This window comes from Yimella lutea (assembly GCF_006715095.1).
Classification (GTDB): Bacteria; Actinomycetota; Actinomycetes; order Actinomycetales; family Dermatophilaceae; genus Yimella; species Yimella lutea.
This window is the reverse complement of sequence record NZ_VFMO01000001.1, coordinates 1,865,213-1,890,240: the sequence shown is the minus strand read 5'-3', so window position 1 is coordinate 1,890,240 and position 25,028 is coordinate 1,865,213. Positions and strand designations below refer to the sequence as shown.

Annotated in this window: 25 protein-coding genes; 9 read left to right on the top strand and 16 right to left on the bottom strand. The window is 66.1% G+C overall.

All coding sequences use genetic code 11. The features are described 5' to 3' along the window. The first annotated feature begins 30 nt into the window (after positions 1–30). The 4 genes from FB459_RS09000 to FB459_RS08985 all read left to right on the top strand — a co-directional run bounded on the left by FB459_RS09000 (position 31) and on the right by FB459_RS08985 (position 3,996). The gene (locus FB459_RS09000) at positions 31–738 is read left to right on the top strand and encodes a hypothetical protein (RefSeq protein WP_141928213.1); all 708 of its coding nucleotides are present in this window, start codon (positions 31–33) and stop codon (positions 736–738) included. A gap of 111 nt (positions 739–849) precedes the next feature. Next, positions 850–2,022, top strand: a complete 1,173-nt coding sequence (locus FB459_RS08995) for an SIR2 family protein (protein WP_211345162.1) — start codon at positions 850–852, stop codon at positions 2,020–2,022. Beyond that, positions 2,015–3,778 (top strand): ATP-binding protein, encoded by a 1,764-nt coding sequence (locus FB459_RS08990; protein ID WP_141928212.1) that lies wholly within the window; start codon positions 2,015–2,017, stop codon positions 3,776–3,778. The genes FB459_RS08995 and FB459_RS08990 overlap by 8 nt, the downstream gene beginning before the upstream one ends. Continuing rightward, a complete protein-coding gene (locus FB459_RS08985; protein ID WP_141928211.1) occupies positions 3,775–3,996 on the top strand; it encodes a KTSC domain-containing protein in 222 nt (73 codons plus the stop codon). Before FB459_RS08990 ends, FB459_RS08985 begins: the two co-directional genes overlap by 4 nt. A gap of 358 nt (positions 3,997–4,354) precedes the next feature. Here the strand turns inward: FB459_RS08985 and FB459_RS08980 are convergent, their stop codons facing one another. From FB459_RS08980 to FB459_RS08970, 3 genes are all read right to left on the bottom strand, one after another. Then, positions 4,355–5,152, bottom strand: a complete 798-nt coding sequence (locus FB459_RS08980; protein ID WP_141928210.1) for a class I SAM-dependent methyltransferase — start codon at positions 5,150–5,152, stop codon at positions 4,355–4,357. Further along, positions 5,149–6,285, bottom strand: coding sequence for an MFS transporter (locus tag FB459_RS08975; RefSeq protein WP_170221795.1), 1,137 nt, complete (start codon positions 6,283–6,285; stop codon positions 5,149–5,151). Before FB459_RS08975 ends, FB459_RS08980 begins: the two co-directional genes overlap by 4 nt. 710 nt (positions 6,286–6,995) lie before the next feature. Then, positions 6,996–7,637, bottom strand: a complete 642-nt coding sequence (locus FB459_RS08970; protein WP_141928208.1) for a hypothetical protein — start codon at positions 7,635–7,637, stop codon at positions 6,996–6,998. A 231-nt stretch (positions 7,638–7,868) separates the two neighbouring features. On the opposite strand from FB459_RS08970, the gene FB459_RS08965 reads away from it, so the two are divergent. Then, positions 7,869–8,222 carry an aminotransferase class V-fold PLP-dependent enzyme gene (locus tag FB459_RS08965; protein ID WP_141928207.1) on the top strand — a complete coding sequence of 118 codons (354 nt, stop codon included), beginning with the start codon at positions 7,869–7,871 and terminating at the stop codon, positions 8,220–8,222. Between the two features lie 79 nt (positions 8,223–8,301). Here the strand turns inward: FB459_RS08965 and FB459_RS08960 are convergent, their stop codons facing one another. The 11 genes from FB459_RS08960 to xerD all read right to left on the bottom strand — a co-directional run bounded on the left by FB459_RS08960 (position 8,302) and on the right by xerD (position 18,609). Next, positions 8,302–9,054, bottom strand: a complete 753-nt coding sequence (locus FB459_RS08960) for a PIG-L deacetylase family protein (protein WP_141928206.1) — start codon at positions 9,052–9,054, stop codon at positions 8,302–8,304. Between the two features lie 32 nt (positions 9,055–9,086). Continuing rightward, complete coding sequence (locus tag FB459_RS08955; RefSeq protein WP_170221793.1) at positions 9,087–9,845, bottom strand: PIG-L family deacetylase; 759 nt, start codon at positions 9,843–9,845, stop codon at positions 9,087–9,089. Between the two features lie 124 nt (positions 9,846–9,969). Beyond that, positions 9,970–11,439, bottom strand: coding sequence for a ribosome biogenesis GTPase Der (der, locus tag FB459_RS08950; RefSeq protein WP_141928204.1), 1,470 nt, complete (start codon positions 11,437–11,439; stop codon positions 9,970–9,972). A gap of 38 nt (positions 11,440–11,477) precedes the next feature. Beyond that, positions 11,478–12,155 (bottom strand): lysophospholipid acyltransferase family protein, encoded by a 678-nt coding sequence (locus FB459_RS08945; RefSeq protein WP_141928203.1) that lies wholly within the window; start codon positions 12,153–12,155, stop codon positions 11,478–11,480. Further along, the gene (cmk, locus tag FB459_RS08940; RefSeq protein ID WP_129623909.1) at positions 12,148–12,819 is read right to left on the bottom strand and encodes a (d)CMP kinase; all 672 of its coding nucleotides are present in this window, start codon (positions 12,817–12,819) and stop codon (positions 12,148–12,150) included. The genes FB459_RS08945 and cmk overlap by 8 nt, the downstream gene beginning before the upstream one ends. Positions 12,820–12,856: 37 nt before the next feature. Continuing rightward, positions 12,857–13,933, bottom strand: coding sequence for a prephenate dehydrogenase (locus FB459_RS08935; protein ID WP_141928202.1), 1,077 nt, complete (start codon positions 13,931–13,933; stop codon positions 12,857–12,859). A 102-nt stretch (positions 13,934–14,035) separates the two neighbouring features. Next, positions 14,036–14,899: a pseudouridine synthase gene (locus tag FB459_RS08930; protein ID WP_129623910.1), complete on the bottom strand. Its 864-nt coding sequence runs from the start codon at positions 14,897–14,899 to the stop codon at positions 14,036–14,038. Next, positions 14,896–15,537: an SMC-Scp complex subunit ScpB gene (gene scpB, locus FB459_RS08925; protein ID WP_141928201.1), complete on the bottom strand. Its 642-nt coding sequence runs from the start codon at positions 15,535–15,537 to the stop codon at positions 14,896–14,898. Before scpB ends, FB459_RS08930 begins: the two co-directional genes overlap by 4 nt. Next, complete coding sequence (locus tag FB459_RS08920; RefSeq protein ID WP_275578513.1) at positions 15,530–16,459, bottom strand: segregation and condensation protein A; 930 nt, start codon at positions 16,457–16,459, stop codon at positions 15,530–15,532. Before FB459_RS08920 ends, scpB begins: the two co-directional genes overlap by 8 nt. A 58-nt stretch (positions 16,460–16,517) precedes the next feature. After that, positions 16,518–17,372, bottom strand: a complete 855-nt coding sequence (locus FB459_RS08915; protein ID WP_205744615.1) for a ParA family protein — start codon at positions 17,370–17,372, stop codon at positions 16,518–16,520. A gap of 310 nt (positions 17,373–17,682) precedes the next feature. Continuing rightward, positions 17,683–18,609, bottom strand: a complete 927-nt coding sequence (xerD, locus tag FB459_RS08910) for a site-specific tyrosine recombinase XerD (protein ID WP_141928200.1) — start codon at positions 18,607–18,609, stop codon at positions 17,683–17,685. 103 nt (positions 18,610–18,712) lie between these two features. Between xerD and FB459_RS08905 the strand changes: the two genes are divergently transcribed. Further along, positions 18,713–19,438 (top strand): hypothetical protein, encoded by a 726-nt coding sequence (locus FB459_RS08905; protein WP_141928199.1) that lies wholly within the window; start codon positions 18,713–18,715, stop codon positions 19,436–19,438. Here the strand turns inward: FB459_RS08905 and hisS are convergent. Continuing rightward, the gene (gene hisS / locus FB459_RS08900; protein WP_141928198.1) at positions 19,425–20,771 is read right to left on the bottom strand and encodes a histidine--tRNA ligase; all 1,347 of its coding nucleotides are present in this window, start codon (positions 20,769–20,771) and stop codon (positions 19,425–19,427) included. The genes FB459_RS08905 and hisS overlap by 14 nt on opposite strands. 20 nt (positions 20,772–20,791) lie before the next feature. Next, on the bottom strand, positions 20,792–21,487 hold the full coding sequence (locus tag FB459_RS08895) for an MBL fold metallo-hydrolase (RefSeq protein ID WP_141928197.1): 696 nt from the start codon (positions 21,485–21,487) through the stop codon (positions 20,792–20,794). 210 nt (positions 21,488–21,697) lie between these two features. Between FB459_RS08895 and FB459_RS08890 the strand changes: the two genes are divergently transcribed. Genes FB459_RS08890 through FB459_RS08880 form a run of 3 tightly spaced genes read left to right on the top strand, consistent with a single transcriptional unit; the run spans position 21,698 to position 25,016 of the window. Further along, the gene (locus FB459_RS08890) at positions 21,698–22,372 is read left to right on the top strand and encodes a peptidylprolyl isomerase (RefSeq protein ID WP_246092391.1); all 675 of its coding nucleotides are present in this window, start codon (positions 21,698–21,700) and stop codon (positions 22,370–22,372) included. A 2-nt stretch (positions 22,373–22,374) separates the two neighbouring features. After that, positions 22,375–23,739 (top strand): DUF349 domain-containing protein, encoded by a 1,365-nt coding sequence (locus FB459_RS08885; RefSeq protein WP_141928196.1) that lies wholly within the window; start codon positions 22,375–22,377, stop codon positions 23,737–23,739. Next, the gene (locus FB459_RS08880; RefSeq protein WP_141928195.1) at positions 23,739–25,016 is read left to right on the top strand and encodes a M18 family aminopeptidase; all 1,278 of its coding nucleotides are present in this window, start codon (positions 23,739–23,741) and stop codon (positions 25,014–25,016) included. The genes FB459_RS08885 and FB459_RS08880 overlap by 1 nt, the downstream gene beginning before the upstream one ends. Positions 25,017–25,028 lie beyond the last annotated feature (12 nt).

The following is a 25,028-nucleotide window of genomic DNA, read 5'->3' as shown; positions in this document are numbered from 1 at the left end:
GCTGTCCGTCCACGTCGTTAGCCTGAGACCGTGGCAATTGTGGGCTTGGACCGGCAGCAGGGGTTTGCTCTGCTCGCGGAGATGACCTCGACGCGGAACCTGCTCGCCTACGGCATCCGAGTCATCCGCACGGGCGCGTTCATCGACACGACCCGCGACCCGATCCTGACCATGCTGTCGATCGGCGTGGAGAAGCTGTACAAACTCACCCTTGGGCTCATCGCCCTAGATCTTGACCACAAGTGGCCCACCAAGACCGAGATGCAAAAGCAGGGACACAAGCTCGTCGCTATGCACACCACGGTGATGAACGAGCTGCGAGTACGTACTGCGGACAAGAGCGAGTACGTTCGCGGTCTCCTCGCCGAGGTCGACAACGACACTGTCGTTCTACCGATCATCGAGGCGCTGGACATGTACGGACGCATGGGGCGGTTCTACTACCTCGATGAGTTGGGCGACGCCCAGCAACCGGTGAGCCCCGACGACGCATGGCAGAACATCGAACAAGCCGCGCTCGCTGACTCCACGGTCGCAACGCTCTACCAGCAGGCGATGAGCGACTTGGGCGACAACGATGCCTGGGACAAGTTCATCCACGCTCTCCATGAGCGCATCGCAACGGCGATCGAGCGTCTCTGGGCCGGAGTCGCTGTCTGCGGACGCAACCACGCGCTGGGGGAGACTGGTGGAGTATTCGGCTTCGAAGTACATCCCGACTCCGTAGGCCGGCAGTAGCCCTCGCACCAGGTGCAGAAGACCAGGCGAAGCCGCGCTAGGTCTGACATCGGAAGACACGCGTGTCTCCGACGCGACCAGGATGGGCATACGCCAGCGTAATCTTGAACCATGTCGGCACACGATGTCGTGGGGTTCGTGAACGGGCTGAGCGAAAAGCTCGCCTCCCGTTCGCGTCACGTGTGCGTGTTCCTCGGCGCAGGTGCGTCAAAAGCATGCGGCCTGCCTGACATCGCGGGCCTGACTGAGCATGTCCGTGGTGCCCTGACAGGCGACGAGTTGACCGCCTTCGAGCGCCTGGCGACAGGTCGCAATCTGGAGCAGGTACTCAGCCGTCTACGCCGCATCGCCACCTTGCTCGAAGAATCCGAGGACACGGTCGACGGACTGACTGGGGAACAGGCGGGTGCGCTCGATGTCGATATCTGTCGACTCATTATCGACAAGCTGACATCCGCAACGGTTACGTATGAGCCGATGTGGCGGTTGGCATCCTGGGCGGCCAGAGCGGAATACCACCGGCCAGTTGAGCTATTCACAGTCAACTACGACTTGCTCGTCGAAACAGGACTAGAGGCACTGGGTGTCCCATACTTCGACGGATTCGTGGGAACCCTGCGTGCTCAGTTCCGAGGCGATCTTGTGGAGGGCGTCGGAGACGCGGAGCGCGGTGTCCAATCAGTGGGCGCTTCGCTTCCAGCGTTCCTCGTCCGCCTCTGGAAACTCCACGGATCAGTGCACTGGGTCTGGAGCGAGAACGAGAACCCCACGGTTGTACGTCTCGGAATGCCGGCGCCAGGAGGCCAGCCGGCTGCGATCTACCCGTCGGATGCCAAGTACGATGAATCGCGCCGCGTCCCATTCCTAGTGCTCCAGGATCGGCTACGCCGTGCGCTCGACGAACCCGAAACTTTGACACTGATCACCGGGTACTCGTTCGGTGATCAACACCTGAACGAGACCATCTTCAACGCGGCTCGTCGACGACCACGTTCAGAGTTCATCGTGTTCTGTTACTCCGCGATCCCTGATGAAGTAGCAGCCCTCGCGGCAACGACGCCAAACGTCCAAGTCGTGACACGTGGCGAGGCAGTACTGGGAGGCATCCGGCAACCCTGGAAGAAGCCAGATTCGATCCCCGCCGACGTATGGAATGGCGACAAGTTCCTGCTAGGTGACTTCGAGTTCTTCACTCATTTCTTGGCGCGGAGTTCTCCGCCCCGCGGAGAACTCGAGTCCCGACTCGCGGACTTGCTTGCGAAAGCCGCGGTTTCGAATGGCTGAACAGGACCCAACTTGCATCGGGCGGGTTCGGCACGTCCTCGGAGCGCAAGTCACAGTAGCTCTCGACTCTGATCTGGCAGGCGCGGCACCGATTTATCGCGGTCGCCTACAGCGCATCGGCCAAGTCGGCTCGATCGTGCGAGTCCCTCAGGGACTGGTGGACCTCGTTGGACAGGTTAGCCTTCTCGGCATCGCCGAGCTGAGCGGAACCACCAAGCCAGCAGACACCGTGCAAGTCGGCGAACGGTGGCTTCAGATCGAGTTGCTCGGAGAGATCGACCGAGGAACGGGACACTTTCAGCGAGGGGTAGGGACATACCCAGGGTTGGACGATCCAGTCCACTTCGCCACACCCGACGACCTCCACGCGCTGTTCCCATCGCCCGACGAACGATTCTTGCGTTTCGGGCGGCTCGCGGCTGCCGAAGAAGTTCCGGTGTGCCTTGACGCAAGTCGATTCGTGACACGCCACGCGGCGATCGTCGGCTCGACCGGCGCAGGCAAGACTAGCTGTGTCGCCTCACTTCTCCAGGGATTCTCGCGAGGAGGGTGGGATGCAGCCAACATTGTTGTGATTGACCCCCATGGTGAGTATGCCGAGGCGCTCAGCGCCCAAGCATCCATTCGCTCGGTACTCGATGCTGGAGACCGAGGCATTCGTGTTCCCTATTGGGCGCTTCCAGCGATGGACATCCTTCACGCCTTTGCAGGAACACATGGCGGCGGCACAGTCCAGAGCCGCTTCCGTGAACTGGTGACCGAGGAGCGGCGCGCGTTCGCCGCCGCAGCCGACTGGCTCGAACTCGACGCTGCCTCCGTCACTGCCGACACGCCGATTCCTTTCGACCTACGAAATGTGTGGCACCAGCTCGACGCCGAGAACAACGAGGTCCGAGAGGTCAAGACCGACGCGGCCACGGCAATCGTAGAGCGCGAGGGTGACCCACAGACGCTAACGCCCAAGGAGTTTGCGCCCTATGGCCCTGGTGGTGCGGCTCCTTTCAAGAGTCCGAGCCACGGCGTCTATGGGGCTGTTCCTGAGTTGCTCCGTCTCGGGCTTCTCGATCCGCGGCGCGCCTTCCTCCAAGAACCGGCAGGCGATCCGCGCGGAGATGATCCCCTCATCGACGAGGTTGCCAACTGGCTAGGGCGCGAGAAGCCAGTTTCCATCCTTGACTTCAGTGGAGTTCCCGATGAAGCTAGCGAACTAGCAATCGGCGTCATTCTCACACTGATATTTGAAACAGCCGTTCGCACGCCGGCTAATGGGACCGGTATTGGTCGGTCACGGCCCGTTCTCATCGTCCTGGAGGAAGCACACCGCTACCTCGGACCGACCGCCGCAGACATGGCCAGCAAGGCGGCTAATCGCATCGCTCGTGAAGGCAGAAAGTACGGCGTCGGATTGGTGCTGGTCACGCAACGCCCTTCCGAGCTTCCAGACACTGCGCTCGCCCAAGCAGGGACTCTGATCGCGCTGAGGCTTAGTAACTCCGCGGATCAAGCGAAAATCAGAGCTGCCTTACCCGATAGCGTGTCCGGCCTTGCCACAGTGTTGCCAGCACTCAGGACCGGCGAGGCGATTGTTACTGGCGAAGCCGTCAGCTTGCCGGCGCGTGCTCTGGTGGACGCTCCCATGCCGTTCCCGAACGCACACGATCCTTCTCTCGAATCCTGGCGCCAGCCAAGCAGCCCACCGAACGTAGCGGCGTCAATTGCGTCGTGGCGAGGAACCTACAACCTGGAGGAAACATGATCGACTGGCAGGCGGTAGACGGGTCATCTCGAATCGTCGCCGAGGCTTACATCCCAGAGAGCGAGACCATTCTCGTTCGCTTCCCTGACGGAGTCGAATGGTCCTACGCTGCGTGCCCGCAGGCCACCTGGGATGAATTTACTGCCGACGGCCAATCCCGTGGACAGTACATCGCCACTGTCCTCAACGCGAAGCCGAATGGCCGCTGGGCGGGCTAGGCCGGACCTCCGGCGGGGTGCTTAGGTTTTTCGTGCTCTAAGCGCTCAGGAAGGTCCAGCCTTGCCGAGAGTGCGCGATACTCGCTTGGCACTGCGACGACGCCCAAGTGCACGAATCAGTGGGACGCCGTTGACTTGATCAAGTACACGATCATCAGCAAGCTCAGGTCGGCGAAGTCGGCTGAAGTGTGAAGGTTCCTCGGGACGCACCCAACTCATTCTCCGGTGCCTGGCACAAGGGGGACCAGAAGGGGACCAGAATCATGCAAACCATGCATTTCGTGACGTGTTCTGCATGATCTGACGCCCGGAATCACGCGGAATCCGATGCGGCCGAAGCCGTCTGGACGCCTGGGGGTCAAGGGGCCGCAGGTTCAAATCCTGTCAGCCCGACGTTGGAGGGTCGCAGATCTTGCCGGTATTCCGGGCAGATCTGCGGCTCTCTTCCGCATCCACTGGGGTTTTTGACCTTTCTGTCGTACGGGGTTTTTGCGACTCCCATCTTCCGCATCCACTGGGGTTTTTGACCTTTCTGTCGTACGGGGTTTTTGCGACTCCCACGCGACAGAACGCGCATCGCAAGCGCGCAGGACGGACTGACTGATGACGCCGGACCGGCGATCATCCCTTTGACCGACCCGGTGTACACGTTCGCCGAGGTGGCGAAGCTGACCGGTGTCTCCGAGCCGACCGTGCGCCGCGTGGTATCGGAAGGAGAAATTCGACGAACCTCGATCGGGCACTCCCCTCGCGTCCTGCGATCCGACCTCGAGAGCACGCTGTGGAGCAGCACCGCATCGCACTCGCCGGCGCCGAGACTCTCCAGCCGCCGACCGTCGTCCGGCACTAGGACAACCCGCGAGGCAAGCGCTTCCTCCAGGGGCTGAATTCGCGACTTCACCATGGCCAGCATGTCGGGGTCCGGGTCGCAAACCGTGACACGGAATCCTTCGCGCGCGAGCATGATTGCCTGCTCGCCGAACCCGCCACCCATGTCGACGACGTGGCCTTCCGTCCGCGGAAAGACCTCCAGGAGTTGACTCGAAACCAGTTCGAATCGGACACGTCCCAGAACAGACTCGGCGTGTCGTGCGTAGGCGGGCCCGAGCAGGTCGGCGGAAGGCGCCCACGCGTCACCGCAGGCATCCACGGTCACCCTCGCACCCACATGACCGCCACCCCGGCCAGCAGAACGTACAGCGCGACGGCTGCGGTCAGCGCCGCCTCCGCACCCGCGGTCGAGCCGACGGTGCCACCGACCAGCAGTCCGGGCAGTGCGGCAGCCTCCAGTCCGATGCTGGCGGCGGACATCGTCCGTGCCACGCGGTGACTCGGCGTGATCATCTGCAGGCGCCCCATCGTCGACGCGATCATGAGAGTGCCGAAAAGGGCTGTGACGAATTCGTAGGCGATGGCAGCCGGAAGCGCCCAATGACCGAGACCGTTGGCGCCCAGGAGCAGGCCGATGGCGAGAGCGGACATGACAGCACCGGTCGCCAGCACAACGCTCGCCCGGAAGCGGCCGGCGACCGCGCGGACCAGCAAACCCCCGACAATGCCGCCAGGAGCGGCTGCGGCGAAGGTGACACCGATGAGCCACATCGGAATCCCGAGTACGTCCAACAGGAACACCAGGATCGCGGGCGCCGAGACGGAAGCAACGAACCCGATCATCCAGATGGTCAGCAATGGTCGGTTCGTCCGAATCGACGTCCACACCGACGTGGCATCGCTCGATGACACGTCCTCATCAGCCTTGGCCGCCTCACCGGTGGCGCGGCGCAATGATCGGACGCATATCGCTGATACCACGCTCAGGACGACGTCGACGAGAAGCACCACCGGCGGCGGAACGAACCGTGTCAGTGCGGGACCCACCGCCTCGCCGACGACTGAGCCCACACTGTTCACGCTACTCAAGTGCCCGGTCATGCGGAGCCGTTCCGGCCCATCCGCGATTCTGCCGACCACCGCATACCCGGAAGTGGAGACAACCGTGCGGCCAAGGGCGATGAGTAGAACGCAGGCCAGAAGGAAGGGGTAGGTCAGCACGCCGATCATCCAGGCCGCCCAAATCAAGGCTGACCCGATGCCTGCAAGCACAAGGGCCAATGCCTGAATGCTTGCCTCGTCGGTCCTGTGATCCAGGATCCGCGCGATCGGAAGGCGAAGCACAAGTGCTGTTCCGAGCGTCGCGAACAGGACGGCGCTGATCTGACCCGGACCGCCCCCGAGCGTTACCACGATGACCAGTGGGATGACTGCTTCCGCCGTCGAGCTGCCAACCACCGCAATACCCCGCGTCGCGAGGTATCGCCGCTGCAGTGCGGAGCGACGCGCTGCCTCCAACCGCGGCACGTCCGTGAGCAACTCGCGCGTCCTACCCAATGGCGACGGTCTCCGGCCCACCGCAGAACAGTACTAATCAACAGGACCAGAAACACCGAAATTCCGCCCGAAGAACCGTGGATATTGCGGCGTCAGGACGCCGGTCGGCGCCCAATTGTGCGGCCAGCCACCCATTAGAACTTGTTGCAGTCGAGAGCACCGCGCGGCGGAGCGCTGGCGACCCAGCCACCACTTGGCGACGCCACCGTGTCCAACGAACGAGTGCCCACGACCCGTAATCGGCTGGCGCATCACTCAGGCGTCGGCCGACCCTTCAGCATTCCCAACCCGACTGCCCGACTAGCGTTTACGCAGGTAAGAGGTGGTTTCAGTTAAGCACCGGGACCGCCTCTTTCATGTTTCCGACCGGTCGTCTGTGCACTGTGTGCGAGCGCATCCGGCCATCCGGCCATCGGGCTGGCTGTCGTAGGCCGGCAACCCGCGGGCACTCGCCCGCCTCCGGTCAGCCGGCGGTAGCCCCGGAGGCTTCGTAGTGATCCTCGATGGCCGCTGCCGCACAACAATCTGAGTACAGGGGCTTTCGCTTCAACCGGCCAGAGAATACGTTCGTCAGCACACGCCGCTCGCGGGGACTTCGGGGGGACAAGTGCTCAAGCGACTAACAGCACTCTCCGCGACGGCGGTACTTGCAGGGCTGGTGCCGTTTTCCGCCGGCCGAACCCTGAGGCAGTACGGCGCAACTTGGAGGCTGGATAGCGATGAAACGACTGGGTATCCGACTTTGTACCGCGCTGGCAGGGTTTGTTCTTGTGTTGACAGGCTGCTCCGGGCCGACGGGTCCTGAGCCGACGCAGACCGGTGGAACGATCCCGGTTCTCACCCAGTCGACTGCGGGGCAGAAGTACGCCGAACTGCAGAGGAAGCACCCGGCCGTCAACGGTATGTACCAGACCGGCACGAGCTCCTTCTTCGTGATCGTCCCCGCTCAGGAACGCGCCGCGATGTCCACGATCAGGGACGAGGGCTTCTTGCCGCGCATCTCCGAGGTTGGGGATCGTGAACTTCGACGCACCCAGCAGGACGTCGAGAAGATTGACCCGACCGGCCGACAGATCACGGGCGTCGGTGTCGATCTTCGCAATCTGCGCGTGAACGTCCAGATCACCACTGCCGCGTCCAAGGGAGGTCGGCAAGAAGGTCCGCGCCCTGAACCACGTGAATGTGCAGGTGTCCGACGAAGTGGAGACCGCCGCCCAGTAGCCATGGCCCGCTTGCCGGTCGAGACGGAGCACATTTTTCACCTGGCCAGGTCTGGTCAGCCTGCGCGCTTCGGTCTCACGGCGTCGCGCATGGTCGGCCGACCGGCGCCGGGCGACCGTCATCAGCCAGGCCGTGGGGTTGGCGGGAATCCAATCGACCGGCACACAAGACGTACCTGGTCGACGTTCGCTTTCCGACCGCCGAAATCTGCTCCCTCATCTTCTCCGCCCCGCTGCGTCAGAGCGCCGTGCCACGCTGAGGCCATGAACTTCGACACGCAAACCCAGTCCCCCGCAGCGCCCTTGGACGTCGAAGCGATCCGTCGCCACTTTCCCGCACTTCACGATGGTGTGACCATGTTCTCCCGGGCGCGCCGGCGCACACCCACCTTGCTGGCGACCTTCGCCGGTGTGCAGTCGTCCGCTGTCAGCGAGTTTCTGGCGCAACAGGGCGTCAATGCCCCGGCGTCCTCGTTCTACGGCTACGAAACGTCCGAATTGCTCGGACTCGGGGAGGCAGGTGGCGTACGCATTGGGCTCGCTCCGTACAACAACGACCGGGATGTCGCCCGACTCCTCGACGCACTGAACGCTTTCTTCTCCCGCGCGACCGGGTGAGTCACCGGGGCTCACCCATTCTGCGGTTCGCCGAGCCGACAGTGCGCTCGTGGACGAAGGGCGCTCAGTGGCGACTACTTCACTCCCCCTCGTCTCCCGTGGACATCCCTACGTCGTACACACGGAAGAGCACCGCGTACTGCGATCCGGCGGCCTGGCCACCGTCCTTCAGGATCTCCGGAATGAACTTCTCCGGCTTCGGATGGCCCGGCAGGTCCGCCAGGTAGGCCTCGTGGCACTCCAGCGACGCAACGGCCGCGGCGACCGCGTCCTCGTCGACAGTCACTGCGTGCGTGGCGTCCGGATGACCACCCACAAGCAGGCGGCCCGTGCTCCACTTGGCGAGACCCTCATCGGCGAGTTCACGAAAGACCCAGGTGTTGTCCGCGTCCCGCACCGCGTCGATCGTCGCCAGGCCGGCAGCGCGGTGATCGGCCTGATTCAACCCGCCGTATGCCTCGAGGTCGAAGTTCATCGTCAGGACAGCGTCCGGACGAACTTCCCGGATCACCCGCGCGATGTCACGGCGCAGTTGCAGGGTCGGCTGGAGCATTCCGTCCGGGTGGTCGAGGATGCGCAGCTGCTTCACGCCCACCGTGTCGCAGGCTCGCTGCTGCTCCTGCGCGCGCAGCGGTCCCACCTCCTCGGGCGACCGCTGCATGCCCGCTTCACCGCTGGTCAGCAGCAGATAAGTGACCTCGATGCCGCGCTTCGCCCACGTGGCAACGGCCGCGGACGCGCCGTACTCCATGTCGTCGGGATGCGCCACGACGCACAGGACGCGCGACCACGACTCGTCAGGGAGGGCGGGAAGGACAGCACGTTCAGTCATGCGATCACCGTACGCCGGGCGCCCGTCCGGGATCAGAGTTCGACCGGGCGCAGACCGATTCTCATGACGATCGGTTCGCGCTGCCCGCCGACGTGAACGACCTCGTCGCCGTCGACGGTCAGCTGCGACGCGTGGGCCTGCAGCGCCTCGCGCACACTGGGCAAGTGAGCCGACAGGTCGCTCCACTCGATCCGATCGAGGTCTCCCCCGACCTCCCGGTCGGGCGGAATGACTTCCAGCATCGGCAGACCGCGAGTCTTCGCGACCTCGCGGGTGATCTCCTGGGTGCGGACGTGGTCGGGATGCCCGTACCCGCCGTTCTCGTCGTAGGAGATCAGCACATCCGGGCCGATGGCGTCGACGTACGCTTCGAGGTCTGCGGCGGCGTCCGACAACTTTGCGGCAGTGAGGGATTCGTCGTCGGCGTCCTCGGCGGGACCGGCGACGGTCTCGGTGATCCACCGCATGCCTGAATCGCGGTAGGTGCGCTCCTGCGTCTGCCCCGCAGCTCGTGCAGGCGGGCTGCCGAGGAACGCATGACCGGCGACCTGCAGCGTCCGAAGAGCGGAGGCGAGCTCGCCCTCACGCAGCGCGACCAGTTGGTCCGACCCTGGCTCGACGCCCGAGACGGCAGGCGTCAGTTCGCCACGTTCACCGCGCGTCGCGGTCACGACCCGCACCTCCACACCGCGTTCGACGAGCTCGGCGATCAGCGCACCGGTCGCGAGCGTCTCGTCGTCAGGATGGGCGTGAACCAGCAGAACTCGACGCACACCACTCAACACACTCACGGATATCGGCCTCTCTTAGTCGGCGGCAGAAAGAACGCGGTCAGCCGGTGAGTCGCTGTAGCCGCGGCGTGCGCAGCAGGTCATCACCCAGGGCGCGTTCGATCATCCGGCATGCCGACCTGGACTAGCGCTGCTTGCGCTTCTCGCGCACCCGCACCGACATCTCGATCGGGGTGCCCTCGAAGCCGAACTCCTCACGGATGCGGCGCTCGAGGAAGCGTCGATAACCCGCCTCGATGAAGCCGGACGCGAAGATCACGAACCGCGGCGGACGCGTGGACGCCTGCGTCGCGAACAGGATGCGGGGCTGTTTACCGCCGCGCACCGGGTGCGGGTGACCGGCGACGATCTCGCCGATGAACGCGTTCAGGCGGCCCGTCGGGATGCGGGTGTCCCAGGACTCGAGGGCGGTCTCGATCGCCGGAACCAGCTTCTCGACATTGCGACCGGTGACCGCGGAGATGTTCACCCGCGGCGCCCAGGTCATCTGGACGAGTTCGCGCTCGATCTCGCGCTCGAGGTAGTAGCGGCGCTCCTCATCCAACAAGTCCCACTTGTTGAAGGCGACCACCAGCGAACGACCGGCGTCGATGACCTGCTGCACCACGCGGATGTCCTGCTCGGCGATCGACTCCTCGGCGTCGATCAGCACGACGGCGACCTCGGCCTTCTCGATCGCGGTCTGGGTACGCAGCGAGGCGTAGAAGTCGGCACCACGGGTCTGGTGCACGCGGCGCCGAATGCCGGCCGTGTCGACGAATCGCCATGTCTTGCCGGCGAGTTCGATGTACTCATCCACTGGGTCACGGGTGGTGCCGGCCACGTTGTCGACGACGACACGGTCTTCACGGGCCAGCTTGTTCAGCAGCGAGGACTTGCCGACGTTGGGGCGTCCGACCAGTGCGACGCGGCGCGGGCCGCCGCGCTGATAAGCACCCGAGACGGTCGACTTGTCGGGGAGCACATCCAGCAGCGCGTCGAGCGCGTCGCCGGTGCCGCGTCCGTGCAGCGCAGAGACGGGCCAGGGCTGGCCCAGGCCCAGCGACCAGAGCATCGCGGCGTCGGCCTCGGAGCGCTGGTCGTCGACCTTGTTGGCGATCAAAATGACGGGCTTACCCGATTTGCGGAGCAGTTTCACGACGGCCTCGTCGGCGTCGGTCGCACCGACGGTCGCGTCGACCACGAAAAGGACGGCGTCGGCGAGGTCGATCGCGACCTCGGCCTGCTCGGCAACGCGCAGGTGAATGCCCTGGGCGTCGATCTCCCAGCCGCCGGTGTCGACGAGCGTGAACCGGCGTCCGCTCCATTCGCCGTCGTAGGCGACGCGGTCGCGGGTGACACCGGGGACGTCCTCGACGACGGCCTCACGGCGTCCGATGATGCGGTTGACGAGGGTGGACTTGCCGACGTTCGGGCGGCCGATGATCGCGACGACCGGGCGGGTCGATTCCTCCGACTCCTCATCGAGGTCGGCGCCCTGTCGTTCGAGGAGGGCGCGGTCCTCTTCACTGAGGTCGAAGTCCTCCAGTCCGGCACGCAAGGCGCGCTCGACGTTCTCCTCGTCGGTGACGGTGGGGGGATTCTGCTCAGTCATTGATCCATCATCCCCGACACCTGGGTTGAACGAGAAACTCAGAGGACCGGTGGGGCGTCGACCGGCAGCTTGAGGCCGGTTTCGTCGACCGCGGCGTGCACGTGTTCGGCCAAGCGGGAACGGATCTCCTCCGTCGCCAACTGCAGTTTCTGCCGACCCGGGACGCCTTCGTAGGGCGGCAGATCGAACGGTTCACCGAACACCACGCGCAGCGTTGCGCCCGGCTTTGGCCAGGACTCCCGACCGCGCCCGGTGCCGCGCGTCCCGAGGGTCGCCGCGGGGACGATCGTGGCTCCGGTCTGCAGCGCCAGCCACGCCGCGCCCTGGTGGGCCGACTCGACCGTGCCGGTGCCCCGCGTCCCTTCGGGAAAAATGCCGAGCGCATGGCCGTCGGACAGCAGGGATTTCGCGACAGCCAGCGCCTGACGATCGCCGGTGCGCTGTTCGATCGGGATCTGGCCCATGCCGCGCAGCAACCGGCCCCACACGGACTTGAAATAGCTCTTCTTCACCAGGAAGTGAACTGTGCGTGGCGCGAGGCAGAAGACGAGCGGGCCGTCGAGGAATCCGGTGTGGTTGGAGATGATCAACACCGGTCCGGTGCACGGAACCCGTTCGGGGTGAAGGGCTTTCGCGCGCCACCCGAACCTCACCAGTCGGTTGCCGATGCCGCGTCCACGGTCGGACCAGCCGCGGTCGAAGTCGATCTCAGTCACGTCGGGCCCCCTGGACGATCTGCAACACCGCCGCCAGCGATTCCTCGAAGGTCAATTCGGAGGTGTCGACGAGCGTGACGCCGTCGGCGGCGGTCATGAACTGGGAAACGGTGGAGTCGGCCTTGTCGCGGTCGACGATCTGGGAGCGGGTCGCCTCGACGGTCGAGCTGAGTTCCTTGGAACGGCGCGCGAGCCGTGCCTCCTCGCTGGCCGTCATCAGGATCCGGACGTCGGCGTCCGGTGCGACGACCGTCGTGATGTCGCGGCCTTCGGCGACGACTCCCCCGGTCTGTTCCGCGAGCTGCTGCATGAGCGCCCGCTGTCGCTCCCGCATGTTCGCGCGAACCTCGAGATTGGTGGCGACCTTCGCGACCTGACGGGTGAGTTCGGGCTCGCGGATCTCTGCATCGATGCGTCGATCCCCCACTGCCACCGTGGGGTTCGAGGGATCGGTGCCCATCTGCAGGTCGAACGACTTCGACGCGTCCGTGACCGCAGGTCCGTCGTCCAGGTCGACGTCCTGGTCGAGACACCACCAGGTGAGGGCCCGGTACATCGCGCCGGTGTCGAGGTAGCCCCAGCCGTGCTGCTTGGCGACGAGCTTGGAGACGGACGACTTGCCGGTGCCCGAGGGGCCGTCGATCGCGACCTGGATCTGCTTCATGCCACTCCCTTTTCGTTCGTCACCATTGTCGCCACCCTCACTCATGCACGCTCCATCCCTTCGCGGTGAGTTCATCGCGCAGTCGCTCGGCCACGGACGGGAGCACCGACACTTCGGCGAGGCCGACCGGTGCACCCTGACCGTGTTCCAGGCGCAGGTCCTCCATGTTGACCCCGGCCGCACCGATGTCGTTGAACAGTCGGCCGAGCTCGCCTGGCCGGTCGGGCACCACCACGACGAGCGTGGCGTAGGTCGTCGGTGCGCTGCCGTGCTTACCGGGGATGCGCGCGTGGCCGAGTTGGCCGTCGGCGATCACCCGGGCCAGCACCTGCCGGGCTCCGTCCTCGTTGCCGGCCGCCAGATCGGTGACCGCCTGCCGAACGCGACCGAGGTCGTCCAGCAGAGCATCGAGCACCGGGGCGACGGCTGCCGCATTGCCGGCGAGGATCTGCGTCCAAAGCATCGGATCACTCTCGGCGATGCGCGTCACATCACGAATTCCCTGTCCGGACAGACCGATTGCTTCGTCCGACAGTTCACGCAGCCGTACGGCGACCAGACTGGCGGCGATTTGGGGGACGTGCGAGACCGCCGCGACGGCGTGGTCGTGTTCGGCGGCGTCCATCGTCGTGGTGGCGGCGCCGGTGGCCTCAGCCACAGTGCGGACCGCGGCAACGGCTCCCGGGTCATCATCCTGGGTCGGGCAGATCACCCAGGTGCGCCCTTCGAACAGATCGGCGCGCGCGGCGACGGCACCGGAGCGTTCGCGTCCGGCCATCGGGTGTGACCCGACGTAGCGCGACAGATCGGCGCCGGCGGAGCGCAGTTCGTCGAGCACCTGCTGCTTCATCGAGGCGACATCGGTGACGACGGCGCCCGGCCAGCGGTCAAGTTCGGCACGGACGACGGACACAACGACGTCCGGTGGTGCGGCCACCACAACGACCTCGGGTGCATCGGTGACGTCGATCTCGCCCGCTCCCATGTCGCGGGCGATGGCCTGCGACGTCGGGGACGGGTCACTCAACGAGACACGGAACCCGCTGCGCGACAACGCAAGACCGATCGACGTTCCGATCAGGCCACAGCCGACAATCCTTACGTGCACGCAGATGCTCCAGCCATGTTCGGGGCCCCCGCAAAGTATCGGAGCGACGAAGGAGCGGAGAACTTTGCGGGGTCAAGCCCACAGCCGACGACTCTGACGTGCATCCGTCTACAGTCCTGCCGCCTTGTAGAGACCCTTCACCTCGGCCGAGGACAGCGGACGCATCTTGCCCGGTCGCAGGTCACCCAGCTGAACCGGGCCGACGTCGGTGCGCACGAGGGACTCGACGGGGTGGCCGACCGCCTCCATGATGCGTCGCACGATGCGGTTGCGGCCCTCGTGCAGGATGATCTCGAGCATCACCCAGCCGGGTCGTGAGTCGACGACTTTGAAGGAGTCGACCTTCACCGGGCCGTCCTCGAGTTCGATGCCCGCACGCAGTTCCTTACCCAGGCCACGGGGCAGCGGACCCGGGACGACGGCGACGTACGTCTTCTGCACCCCGTACCGCGGGTGCTGCAGACGGTTGGCGAGTTCGCCGTCGTTGGTGAGCAGCAGCAGTCCCTCGGTGTCGGCGTCCAGGCGTCCGACGTGGAACAGGCGCTCCTTGCGGGGGCCGACGAAGTCGCCGACCGACTCGCGGCCGAGATCGTCGTCCATCGTCGACACGACACCGAGCGGCTTGTTGAAGGCGAAGTAGACGCGGCTCTCGTCGAGCACCACGCGCTCACCGTCGACGTGCACGATCTGCTTCAACGGGTCGATGCGCACCCCGAGTTCGGTGACGATCTGGTCGTCGACCGACACGCGTCCGTCGGCGATCAGCTGTTCGCAGACGCGGCGGCTGCCCACGCCGGCGGCAGCGAGCAGCTTCTGCAGGCGTACGCCGTCGGGGTCGTGGACGTCGATCGGCTCGGCCGGGGCCTGCCGCTTCGGCGGGAGCGGCGCTCCGCCGCGGTTCGCGGTGGTACCCGACGAACCCTTGCGGTGGTTGGTCTTCTTCGCCGGACGGCGGCCGTTCGGAGTGCTCATGCGTGTCCCTGCTCAATCAGTTCGTCGATCACGTCGGTCTCGGGTAGGTAGGGGGCCAGCGCGGGCAGTTCGTCGAGTGACGACAGGCCCATGCGCTGCAGGAAGTAGGGGGTGGTGCCGTAGAGCATCGCGCCGCCGTCGCCGTCGGTGCCCATCTCGGCGATCAGGCCACGGGTGGTGAGGGTGCGGATGACGCCGTCGACGTTCACGCCGCGCACCGCGCCGACCCGGGCGCGGGAGATGGGCTGGCGGTACGCGATGACGGCGAGGGTCTCCAGCGACGCCTGGGTCAGCTTGGCCTGCTGACCGCCCAGGAGGAACTTCTCCACAGCCGGTGCGTAGTCCGCCCGACTGTAGACGCGCCACCCACCGTTGATCTCGCGGATGGTGAATCCACGCTGCTGCAAGGCGTATTCGTCCTCGAGCGCGAGGAGGTGTTCCCGGACGTCGTGCTCCTCGAGTTCGAGGGCGTCGGCCAGCTCGAGAGGCGTCAGCGGCTGGTCGACGACCATCAGGATGGCCTCGATCGTGCTGCGTGCACCACCTGGGAAGTCCTCGACGTCGAAGCCTTCGGGCTCGACCGGCACCTCGATCGCGGGCACCGGCACGTCGAGCGGTTCCTGTTGCGGCTCAGTCATCGCCGGCTCCTTCGTCATCTGGTGCTGTGGTGTCGGGGTCGGGCTCAGCCGTCGGCACCGGGTCGTCCTCGTCGAACTCGGCGCTGACCTCCACGTGAGTATCTGTGTCCGCGGTCCAGCGCACCGTGAGATCGCCCAGCGCCTCCTCCTGCTCGAAGACGATCACCGCCTCCTTGAACAGTTCCAGCACAGCAAGGAACCGCGCGACGATCACGAGCGTGTTGTCGGCGTCGGCAACCAAGTCGCGGAACGACGAAACCGGTTGCGCCCGAAGCTTGTTCGCGACGATCTCGGCTTGCTCACGCACGCTGACCGCAGCCTGGTGCAGATGCTCCAGACCGACCGACGGCGGCATCTTCGGGATCATCGCGGACGCCGCGATCATCGCCAGCTGCTCGGGCGTCACATTCATGACGAGTTCGGGCAGCAGACCGGCGAACTGCTCCTCCAGACCTGCCTGGCGGGCCGTGATGCGTCCGGCGGTCGCCATGCGCTGATCGAAGGCTGCGGCAACCTGCTTGAACGCGCGGTACTGCAACAGTCGTGCGAACAGCAGGTCGCGCGCCTCGATGAGGGCGAGGTCGTCCTCGTCCTCCGGGCCGGAGTTCGGCAACAACCGAGCAGCCTTGAGGTCCAACAGAGTTGCCGCGATGAGCAGGAACTCCGACGCCTGACCGAGGTCCCAGTCGGCCTTCGTCTTCTGTGCCTGCCGGATGTGCGCGATGAACTCGTCGGTGACCTTGTGCAACGCGATCTCGGTGACATCGAGCTTGTGCTTGGCGATGAGGCCGAGCAGCAGGTCGAAGGGCCCGGAAAAGACGTCGAGGTGCACCTGGAACGGGGTGGACGCACCGCGCTTGGTGATCACGCCACCGGGTACGACCTCGTCCGATGTGGATACGTCAGCGGATTCGGCGAGCAGTGCAGCGTCGCCGGACTCGATCGCGTCCTCAATGCCGTGAGTGGGCTCGCCGCCCTGCTCAGGCTGCGTCGCCGCGGGCGATGAGTTCACGAGCCAACTGTCGGTAGGCCTCGGCTGCGCCGTGGTTGGAGGCGTACTTGGTGATCGGTTCGGCCGCGAGGGTGGCGTCGGGGAACTTCACCGTGCGGTTGATCGTGGTGTGGAACACCTTGTCGCCGAAGTGGTCGACCACCGATCGGACGACGTCGCGGCTGTGCAGCGTGCGTCCGTCGTACATGGTGGCGACGATGCCGTCGATCTCCAGGCGCGGGTTGAGGCGGTCGGTGACCTTGTCGATGGTCTCGACCAGCAGGGCGACACCGCGCATCGCGAAGAATTCGCACTCGAGCGGGATGATCACGCCGTGTGACGCGGTGAGCGCGTTGACCGTGAGCAGACCCAGGCTGGGCTGGCAGTCGATCAGGATGACGTCGTACTCGTCGGCGACCGGACGCAGCACGCGCGCCAGGATCATCTCGCGAGCGACCTCGCCGACCAGCTGGACCTCGGCAGCCGACAGGTCGATGTTGGCCGGCAGCACATCGAGATTCATGACCCCGGTGCCCTGGATGACTTTGTGGATGTCGTGACCGCGTTCGACCAGCAGGTTGTAGACGGTGAGGTCGAGTTCGTTGCTGCGGACGCCGAGACCGGCGGACAGCGCACCCTGCGGATCGAAGTCGACGACGAGAACGCGCCGGCCGTACTCGGCCAGGGCTGCGCCGAGGTTGATCGTCGTGGTGGTCTTGCCGACCCCGCCCTTCTGGTTGCACAACGCGATGATGCGCGCGGGTCCGTGACTCTCCAGCCGCTTGGGGTACGGGAAGGTCGGTAGCGGGCGGCCGGTGGGACCGAGGGTCTCCTGCTGGCTCAACTTCACTCCTAGAACGTGCTCTGGCTCTCGCCGATCAGCGGCCAGCCTATGCCACCACCCCAACCCGCGCCCAGTCCCCGACGAAGACGGTGGTCGAACTGGGGGCGGAGTGCCTGCACTTGAGCCGACGCGAGGTACGAGCGTCGTGTCGAAGGGATCGAGAACCCACCCACGCCCGCTGGTTGAGCCGGACGGATGAGGAACGGATCCGTCGGTGCCGAAACCCCCCGAACCCTCGACGCAAACCCACTCCGTTCCCCAGTCACCATTGAAATCGGCGTGAGTTCGTGCTCTTCGCCGGAGGGTGAGATCAGCGCGCCCTCGGGTGCGATCCGGCGAACACCTCACGCAGTTGCTGGACGGTGACCAGCGTGTAGATCTGCGTCGTGGTGACGGAGGCATGACCGAGCAGTTCCTGCACGACGCGGACGTCGGCACCGCCGTCCAGCAGGTGCGTAGCGAACGAGTGGCGCAGCGTGTGCGGCGACAGCTGAGCGGTCAGTCCGGCACGCTCCCCACAGGCCTGAATGGTGTTCCACACCGACTGGCGCGACAGGCGTCCGCCGCGCTGGTTCAGGAACAACGCGGGCGTCCCCTTGCCCTTCGATGCGAACACCGGACGGGCACGGACGACGTACGACTGCACTGCGTCCTTGGCGAACGAACCGAGCGGTAACAACCGTTCCTTGTCGCCCTTCCCCAGGACGCGGACGGTGTCGGTCTCGAAGTCGACGTCGTCGACGTCCAACCCGGTGATCTCGCTGACGCGCGCACCGATGCCGTACATCAGCTCCAGCATCGCCCTGTCCCGCAACGAGTTCGGCGTGTCACCGACGCTCGCCGCGTCGAGCAGTCGCGCCACCTCGTCCTGGCTGATCGCCTTCGGCAACCGTCGTCCCGGAGTCGGCGGGGACACACCTTCGGCCGCGTCCTTGGTGGTCTCCCCCTCCAACGCGAGGAACTTGTGGAAGCCGCGCACGGCCACCAGCGACCTGGCCGCAGACGACGCCGCGAGTGGCGGATGCTCGTCGTCGCCCTCTCGCAAGTGAGCCAGGAACCCGCTGACCTCGTTCTCCCCCACCTTCACGGCGTCCGTGACACCGAGGCCGGCGAGATAGCCGCGGTAGCGCTCGAGGTCGCGACCGTACGCCTTCAGGGTGTGTACCGAGACACCGCGCTCCACCCGCAGGTGATCGAGCCACCCGCGGACGCTGCGTTCGAGCGCGCTGGCGGCCATGGACGTGCATTCTGCCCTCTGCACCGGCCGATCCGGACGAGCGCGTCCGCGCGGCGTGGCCGCCGGGTAGGTTCCATCCCATGCGCATCGCGAGGGGACACCGATGAAGCTCTACGCCGAACGACCGATCCGACTGCTGCCGCAGATCCTGTTCGACGCGGCGATCGTCACGTGGCTGGCCTTCTGGTGGAACGTCGCGAATCGCGTGAACAACACGGCGGACGCGTCGACCGTCGGCGCGAACAAGCTGCAGACGAGCGCCGCCTCGCTTTCGGGCAACCTCACCGAGGCGGGCCAGCGCCTGCGCAAGGTGCCGTTGGTCGGCGACACCCTGCAGTCGCCGTTCGACAAGTCGGCCGCGGCAGCCAACCAGATCTCGGCGGCCGGGCGTGACATGTCCGTCGGCATCGACGACCTCGGGGATCTGCTCGGCTACCTCACCGCAGCAGCTCCGTACCTGTTCGCCCTGCTCCTCTGGGGCATGATCCGTATCCCCTGGCTGCGCAAGGCGTCCCAGGCCGCCAAGCTGCGCAGGACGACGGCAGGCATGGACGTGCTCGCGCTCCGAGCATTGCAACACCGTTCGGCTGCAGAGCTTTTCGCGGTGTCGTCCGGACCGGCGACGAGCTGGCGCACCGGTGACGAGGAGACCAATCGGGCCCTCGGTGAGCTTCACCTGCGCAAGCTGGGTCTGAACGCAGCCAAGGCAGAACCGATCGTGTCCCGTGCTGCGACGGCCCGACCGGTGACCGCGTCGGAGCCGGATCGCGAGCCCACCGGTCCGGCCACTGAGCCGGTCCGGCGGGACGACGACGTCAGTCCGTCGTAGGACTCACCAGCGACGGACGCAGGTCGGCCTGCGGCGGCGTCCACGAGGAGCGGTCGGCTGCCGACTGCTGGCCGGAACGGATGTCCTTCACCTGGTCGCTGCCGTCCTCGCCGGCCCCCGGGAACCACACGAACGGAATCCCGCGACGGTCGGCGAACTGGATCTGTTTGCCGAACTTCGCGGCCTTCGGCGCCACCAGCGTCGCAATCCCGCGACTGCGTAAAGCCGTTGCGATGCGGGTGGATTCGGCCCGCGAGTCCTCGTCGTTGACGGCGACGAGCACAGCGACCGGGGTCTCCCGGGAGGCCGTCAGGCCCTCCTCGCCGATGAGCAGACCCAGCAGGCGCGAGACGCCGATCGAGATGCCGACCCCGGGGTAGGTGCGCTTGCCGTCGGTGGCGAGCGAGTCGTACCGACCTCCGGAGCAGATCGACCCGTAACCGGGGTCACGTTCGAGCATCGTCTCGTAGACGGTGCCGGTGTAGTAGTCGAGGCCGCGCGCGATGCGCAGGTCGGCGATCGCGACGCCGGGAGCGTGCTCGGCCGCGGTGGCGATGACCGACTCGAGGTGCGCCAGTCCCTCGTCCAGCGTCGGGTGCTCGACCCCGAGGGCACGGACACGCTCGACGAACGAACCGTCCGGTGAGTTGATCTCCGCCAGCGCGAGGCACTGCTTGGCCTGCTCGTCGGTCAAGCCGTTCGCGACCAGGAGCTCCGCGACCTTCTGCGGCCCGATCTTGTCGAGCTTGTCGACGATGCGCAGCGTGCCGATCACGTCGTCGATACCGAGACCGAGGTAGAAGCCCTCGCAGATCTTGCGGTTGTTGACGTGAATCGTGTAGTCACCGACCGGTAGCCGCGCGAACACGTCCGCGATGACCAACAGCAGTTCGGCCTCATAGTGCGCGGGCAACTCCCCCGCGTCGACGATGTCGATGTCGGCCTGGATGAACTCGCGGTACCGGCCGCGCTGCGGTCGTTCACCACGCCAGGCCTGCTGGATCTGGTAGCGACGGAAGGGGAACGTCAACTTGCCGGCGTTCTCCAGCACGTAGCGCGCGAACGGCACCGTCATGTCGAAGTGCAGGCCCAGCGTCGGCTCAGCCTGCTCGTCGGCGGGGGCTGCCAACCGGCGGACGGCGTAGATCTCCTTGTCGGCGTCCTCGCCCTGGCTGGACAGCCGCTCGACCGACTCGACGGAGCGGGTGTTCACCGAGGCGAAGCCGTGCAGCTCGAACACCTCACGGATGGTGTCGAGGAAGTACTGCTCGGCGATGCGCTCGGTGGGCAGCCATTCCTGGAAGCCACTGATCGGAGTGACCTTGGAAGCCATGTGTTGTGAATCCTTGTGTCTCAGAGGTTCTGGAGGAAGGGGTTGCTCATGCGCTCGTGAGCCATGGTGGTGCCGGGGCCGTGGCCGGGCAGCACCAGTGCGGTGTCGGGCAGCGGCAGGACGACGTCCTTCAGCGACCGCTGCATCGACTCGTGCGAACCGCCCGGTAGGTCGGTGCGGCCGATGGAGCCCGCGAACAGCACGTCGCCGGACAGCACGGTCGAGGTCACCTCGACCTCGCCGGGAAGACCGTCCGGAATCGTGTCGATGCCGAACATCACCGAACCCTCGGTATGGCCGGGGGCGTGGCTGACGGTGAAGTCGAGGCCGGCGAGCGTCAGCTTCTGTGCGTCGGCGATCTCGACGATGTGCTCGGGTTCCTTCCAACCGGCCTGTTGCCCGAACTGCTGCTCGAACATGTGCAGCAGGCCCGGATCGAGGCTCGACAGCGGGTCGGCGAGCCGGTAACGGTCGTCGTGGTGGATGTAGGCGCCGAGTTCGCCGCCGCAGACGGGCGTCACGGAGTACACGTGATCGACGTGTCCGTGGGTCAACAGCACGGCGGTCGGCTTCAGGTCGAGATCGGTCAGGACCTCGGTCAGCTGCGGCATCACCCCGATGCCCGGGTCGACGACGACGCATTCCTGTCCGCGGCCGGTGGCCAGCACATAACAGTTGGTTGCGAAGGCCTGGGCCGGGAAATAGACGGTCAGCACCGGCCAAGCCTATCGACGGCGTATCCAGGTCGTGACCTGCCGCCCGGGCACGCGCCGGACGGATGTCCCTAGACTGACCGGCGACCGTGCCCTTCGGGGCAGTACAAGCCGCCAGGCTGCACCGACTGGGAGTCCTCACCCGTGCGACCCACATCGCGACCCACCGAGCGAGCAAGCACGCGCCATCCGCACCGTCTGATCTCAGCCCTTGTGGCAGCCACCGTGATCGGCGGTTCGCTCGCCGGTTGCGCCGATGGTGACGACAGCCCGCAGAACACCACGTCCGCCGGATCGTCGGCGACCTCGGCCGGCGAGGGTGGCGCGGGTGGCGCAGCCTGCACGCCGGCGACGAGCAAAGAGGGCCTGAAGCTGCCGGCCAAGGAGTGCGCGCAGGGCAAGACCTTCGACGCCAGCATGGAGACCGACCAGGGCACGGTGAAGTTCGAGCTGTACGGCGACAAGGCACCGCAGACGGTCGCGTCGTTCATCCAGCTCTCGGGCGCCTACTACGCCGACACCTCGTGCCACCGTCTCGTGCCCGACTTCGTGCTGCAGTGCGGTGACCCCACCGGCACGGGTCAGGGCGGGCCGGGCTACACCTACGGCCTGGAGAACGCACCCGCCGACGACCAGTACCCGCGCGGCACCCTTGCGATGGCGCGCCAGGGAAACAAGGGCGACAGCAACGGCGGTCAGTTCTTCGTCACCCTGAAGGACGTGCCGATCCCGTCCGACAACGCCGGCGGCTACACCATCTTCGGCAAGGTGGTCAGCGGCATGGACGTCGTCGACAAGGTGGCTGCCGGCGGCGTCGGTGCCGACGGCACCGCACCCAAGACCCCTGTCACGATCAAGAAGATCACCGTCACTGAGAAGAAGGCCTGACGATGTCGACCGACGCACCGAAGCCGACGCCCCGCCCCGGCGTCCCCACGCCCGCTGCGATCAAGCCGCACACCCCGGCCGCAGCGCCCGCTGCCACCCCGGTGGCCGCGTCCAGCAACTCCGTGACGTTCGGCCGGGTCGCCGACGACGGCACCGTGTTCGTCCGCACCCCGGACGGTGAGAAGGAGGTCGGGTCCTACCCCGACGCCACCCACGAGGAGGCGCTCGCCTACTTCGCCCGCAAGTACGACGAGTTGGCGGCATCCGCGAACCTGCTGCTGCAGCGCGTGGTGCAGACCGACCTGTCCACCCAGGACGGCCAGACGGCGCTGAAGTCCCTGCGCGAGCAGGTCTTGCAGGCGAACGTCGTCGGTGACCTGCCCGCACTCGACAACACCGTCGAGCAGATCGCGACCGCCCTCGCAGCCAAGGCCGAGGTCGAGTCGAAGGCTCGCGCCGAGGCCAAGAAGGAGTCGGCCGCCAAGCGCGAGGAGCTTGTCGCCGAGGCGGAGAAGATCGCGTCCCAGCCGGTCGAGAAGGTGCAGTGGAAGCAGTCCACCGCTCGAATGCGCGAACTGTTGGACGAGTGGAAGACGTTGCAGCGCAGCCAGGTTCGGCTCGACAAGGAGACCGAGAACTCCCTGTGGACGCGGTTCAGCGCCGCCCGGAACGGCTTCGACAAGACCCGACGCACCCATTTCGCCAAGCTCGACGAGGAGCACTCTTCCGCCAAGGCCACCAAGCAGAAGTTGGTCGAGGAAGCCGAGAAGCTGTCCGAGAGCACCGAGTGGGGCCCGACCGCAGGTGCGTTCAAGCGGTTGATGAGCGAGTGGAAGCGCGCCGGTCGCGCCTCCCGTGCCGACGACGACGCACTGTGGGCGAAGTTCAAGGCAGCTCAGGACGCGTTCTTCAACGCCAAGGACGAAGTGGCCGCCGCTGAGAACGTCGAGTTCGAGGCCAACCTGAAGGTGAAGGAAGAACTCCTCACCCAGGCGCAGGCGCTTGTGCCGATCAAGGACCTGGAGAAGGCCAAGAAGGATCTGCACGCGATCCAGGACAAGTGGGACGCCGCCGGCAAGGTGCCGCGTAAGGACATCGAGCGGATGGAGCGCGGCATGCGCAAGGTCGAGCAGACCATCCGCGAGGCTGAAAACAAGCAGTGGAAGAAGACCGACCCCGAACTCGCTGCGCGCGCCGGATCGTTCGCGCAGCAGCTGCAGCGGGCGGTCAGCGACCTGCAGGACGAGATCACCGCGGCCGAGGCCAAGGGTGATGACAAGAAGGCCGCGAAGCTGCGCGAGGAGCTCAAGACCAAGCAAACCTGGCTCGACCAGGCGATGGGCGGACTGAAGGAGTTCGGCAGCTGATGCTGGATGCCGCGGACGGACTGATCGAGTACCTGGGCACGAGCCCGTCGCCGTTCCATGCGTGCGAGACGTCAGCTCGCATGCTGGAGGACGCGGGTTTCGTCCGGCTGCTGGAGACGGACGCCTGGCCGAGCGAATCCGGGCGCTACTACCTCGTCCGCGGCGGCACGCTGGCCGCGTGGAGCACCGAGCACGCCGACGGCGCCACGACACCGTTCCGCATCGTCGGGGCGCACACCGACTCCCCCAACTTCCGGATCAAGCCGCAGCCCGACCATCGGAGCATCGGCTACGCACAGTTGGGGGTCGAGCCGTACGGCGGCATCATCCTGAACAGCTGGCTGGACCGCGACCTCGGCCTCTCGGGGCGGGTCACTGTTCGCGAGAACGGCTCTGTCGCAGCGAAACTGCTACGGGTCGACGAACCGCTGCTGCGTATCTCGCGACTTGCGATCCACCTCGACCGCAGCGCCGCGGAGGGTGAGGTCTTCAACAAGCAGTTCCAGATCGCACCGCACTGGGCGCTGGGTGACGCACCCTCGTTCCGCGAATTCCTCGGTGACCGGCTCGGGGTCGCCGGGGCCGACGTCCTGGCATGGGATGTGATGACGCACGACATCCAACCGGCCGGCCGCACGGGGCTGAACGGTGAGTTCGTGGCCGGCGCGCGGATGGACAACCTCGCGACGTCCTACGCCGGCACCCGGGCGCTGATCCGCGCGGTCGAGGACGGCCCGGCCGACTCGACCGTCCAGGTGCTTGTGCTCTTCGACCACGAGGAGATCGGGTCGATGACCGAGCGTGGCGCCTTCTCGGTGCTGCTGCCGACCGTGCTCGAACGGATCGTCTCCGGGCTCGGTGGCGGACGGGATGACTACCACCGTGCGCTTGCCGGCACGGTGATCGCGTCCGGCGACATGGCGCACGCCACGCACCCCAACTACGCCGACCGGCACGAACCCGACCACCGCATCGCGCTGAACGGCGGTCCGGTGTTGAAGGTCAACACCAACGGCCGTTACGCCACCGACAGCGTCGGTGCCGGGTCGTTCGCGCTCGCCTGTGAGCAGGCCGGCGTGCCGATGCAGTCCTTCGTCATGCGTTCGGATCTGCCGTGCGGCTCGACCGTCGGACCGATGACCTCGGCGCTCACCGGTGCGACCACCGTCGACTTCGGTGCGCCGACCCTGTCGATGCACTCCGTGCGCGAACTCGTCGGTTCGGACGACCAGCAGATGTACGCCGACGCGTTGACCGCGTTCCTCGCACCCGCCTGAGCAGGTTCGGTT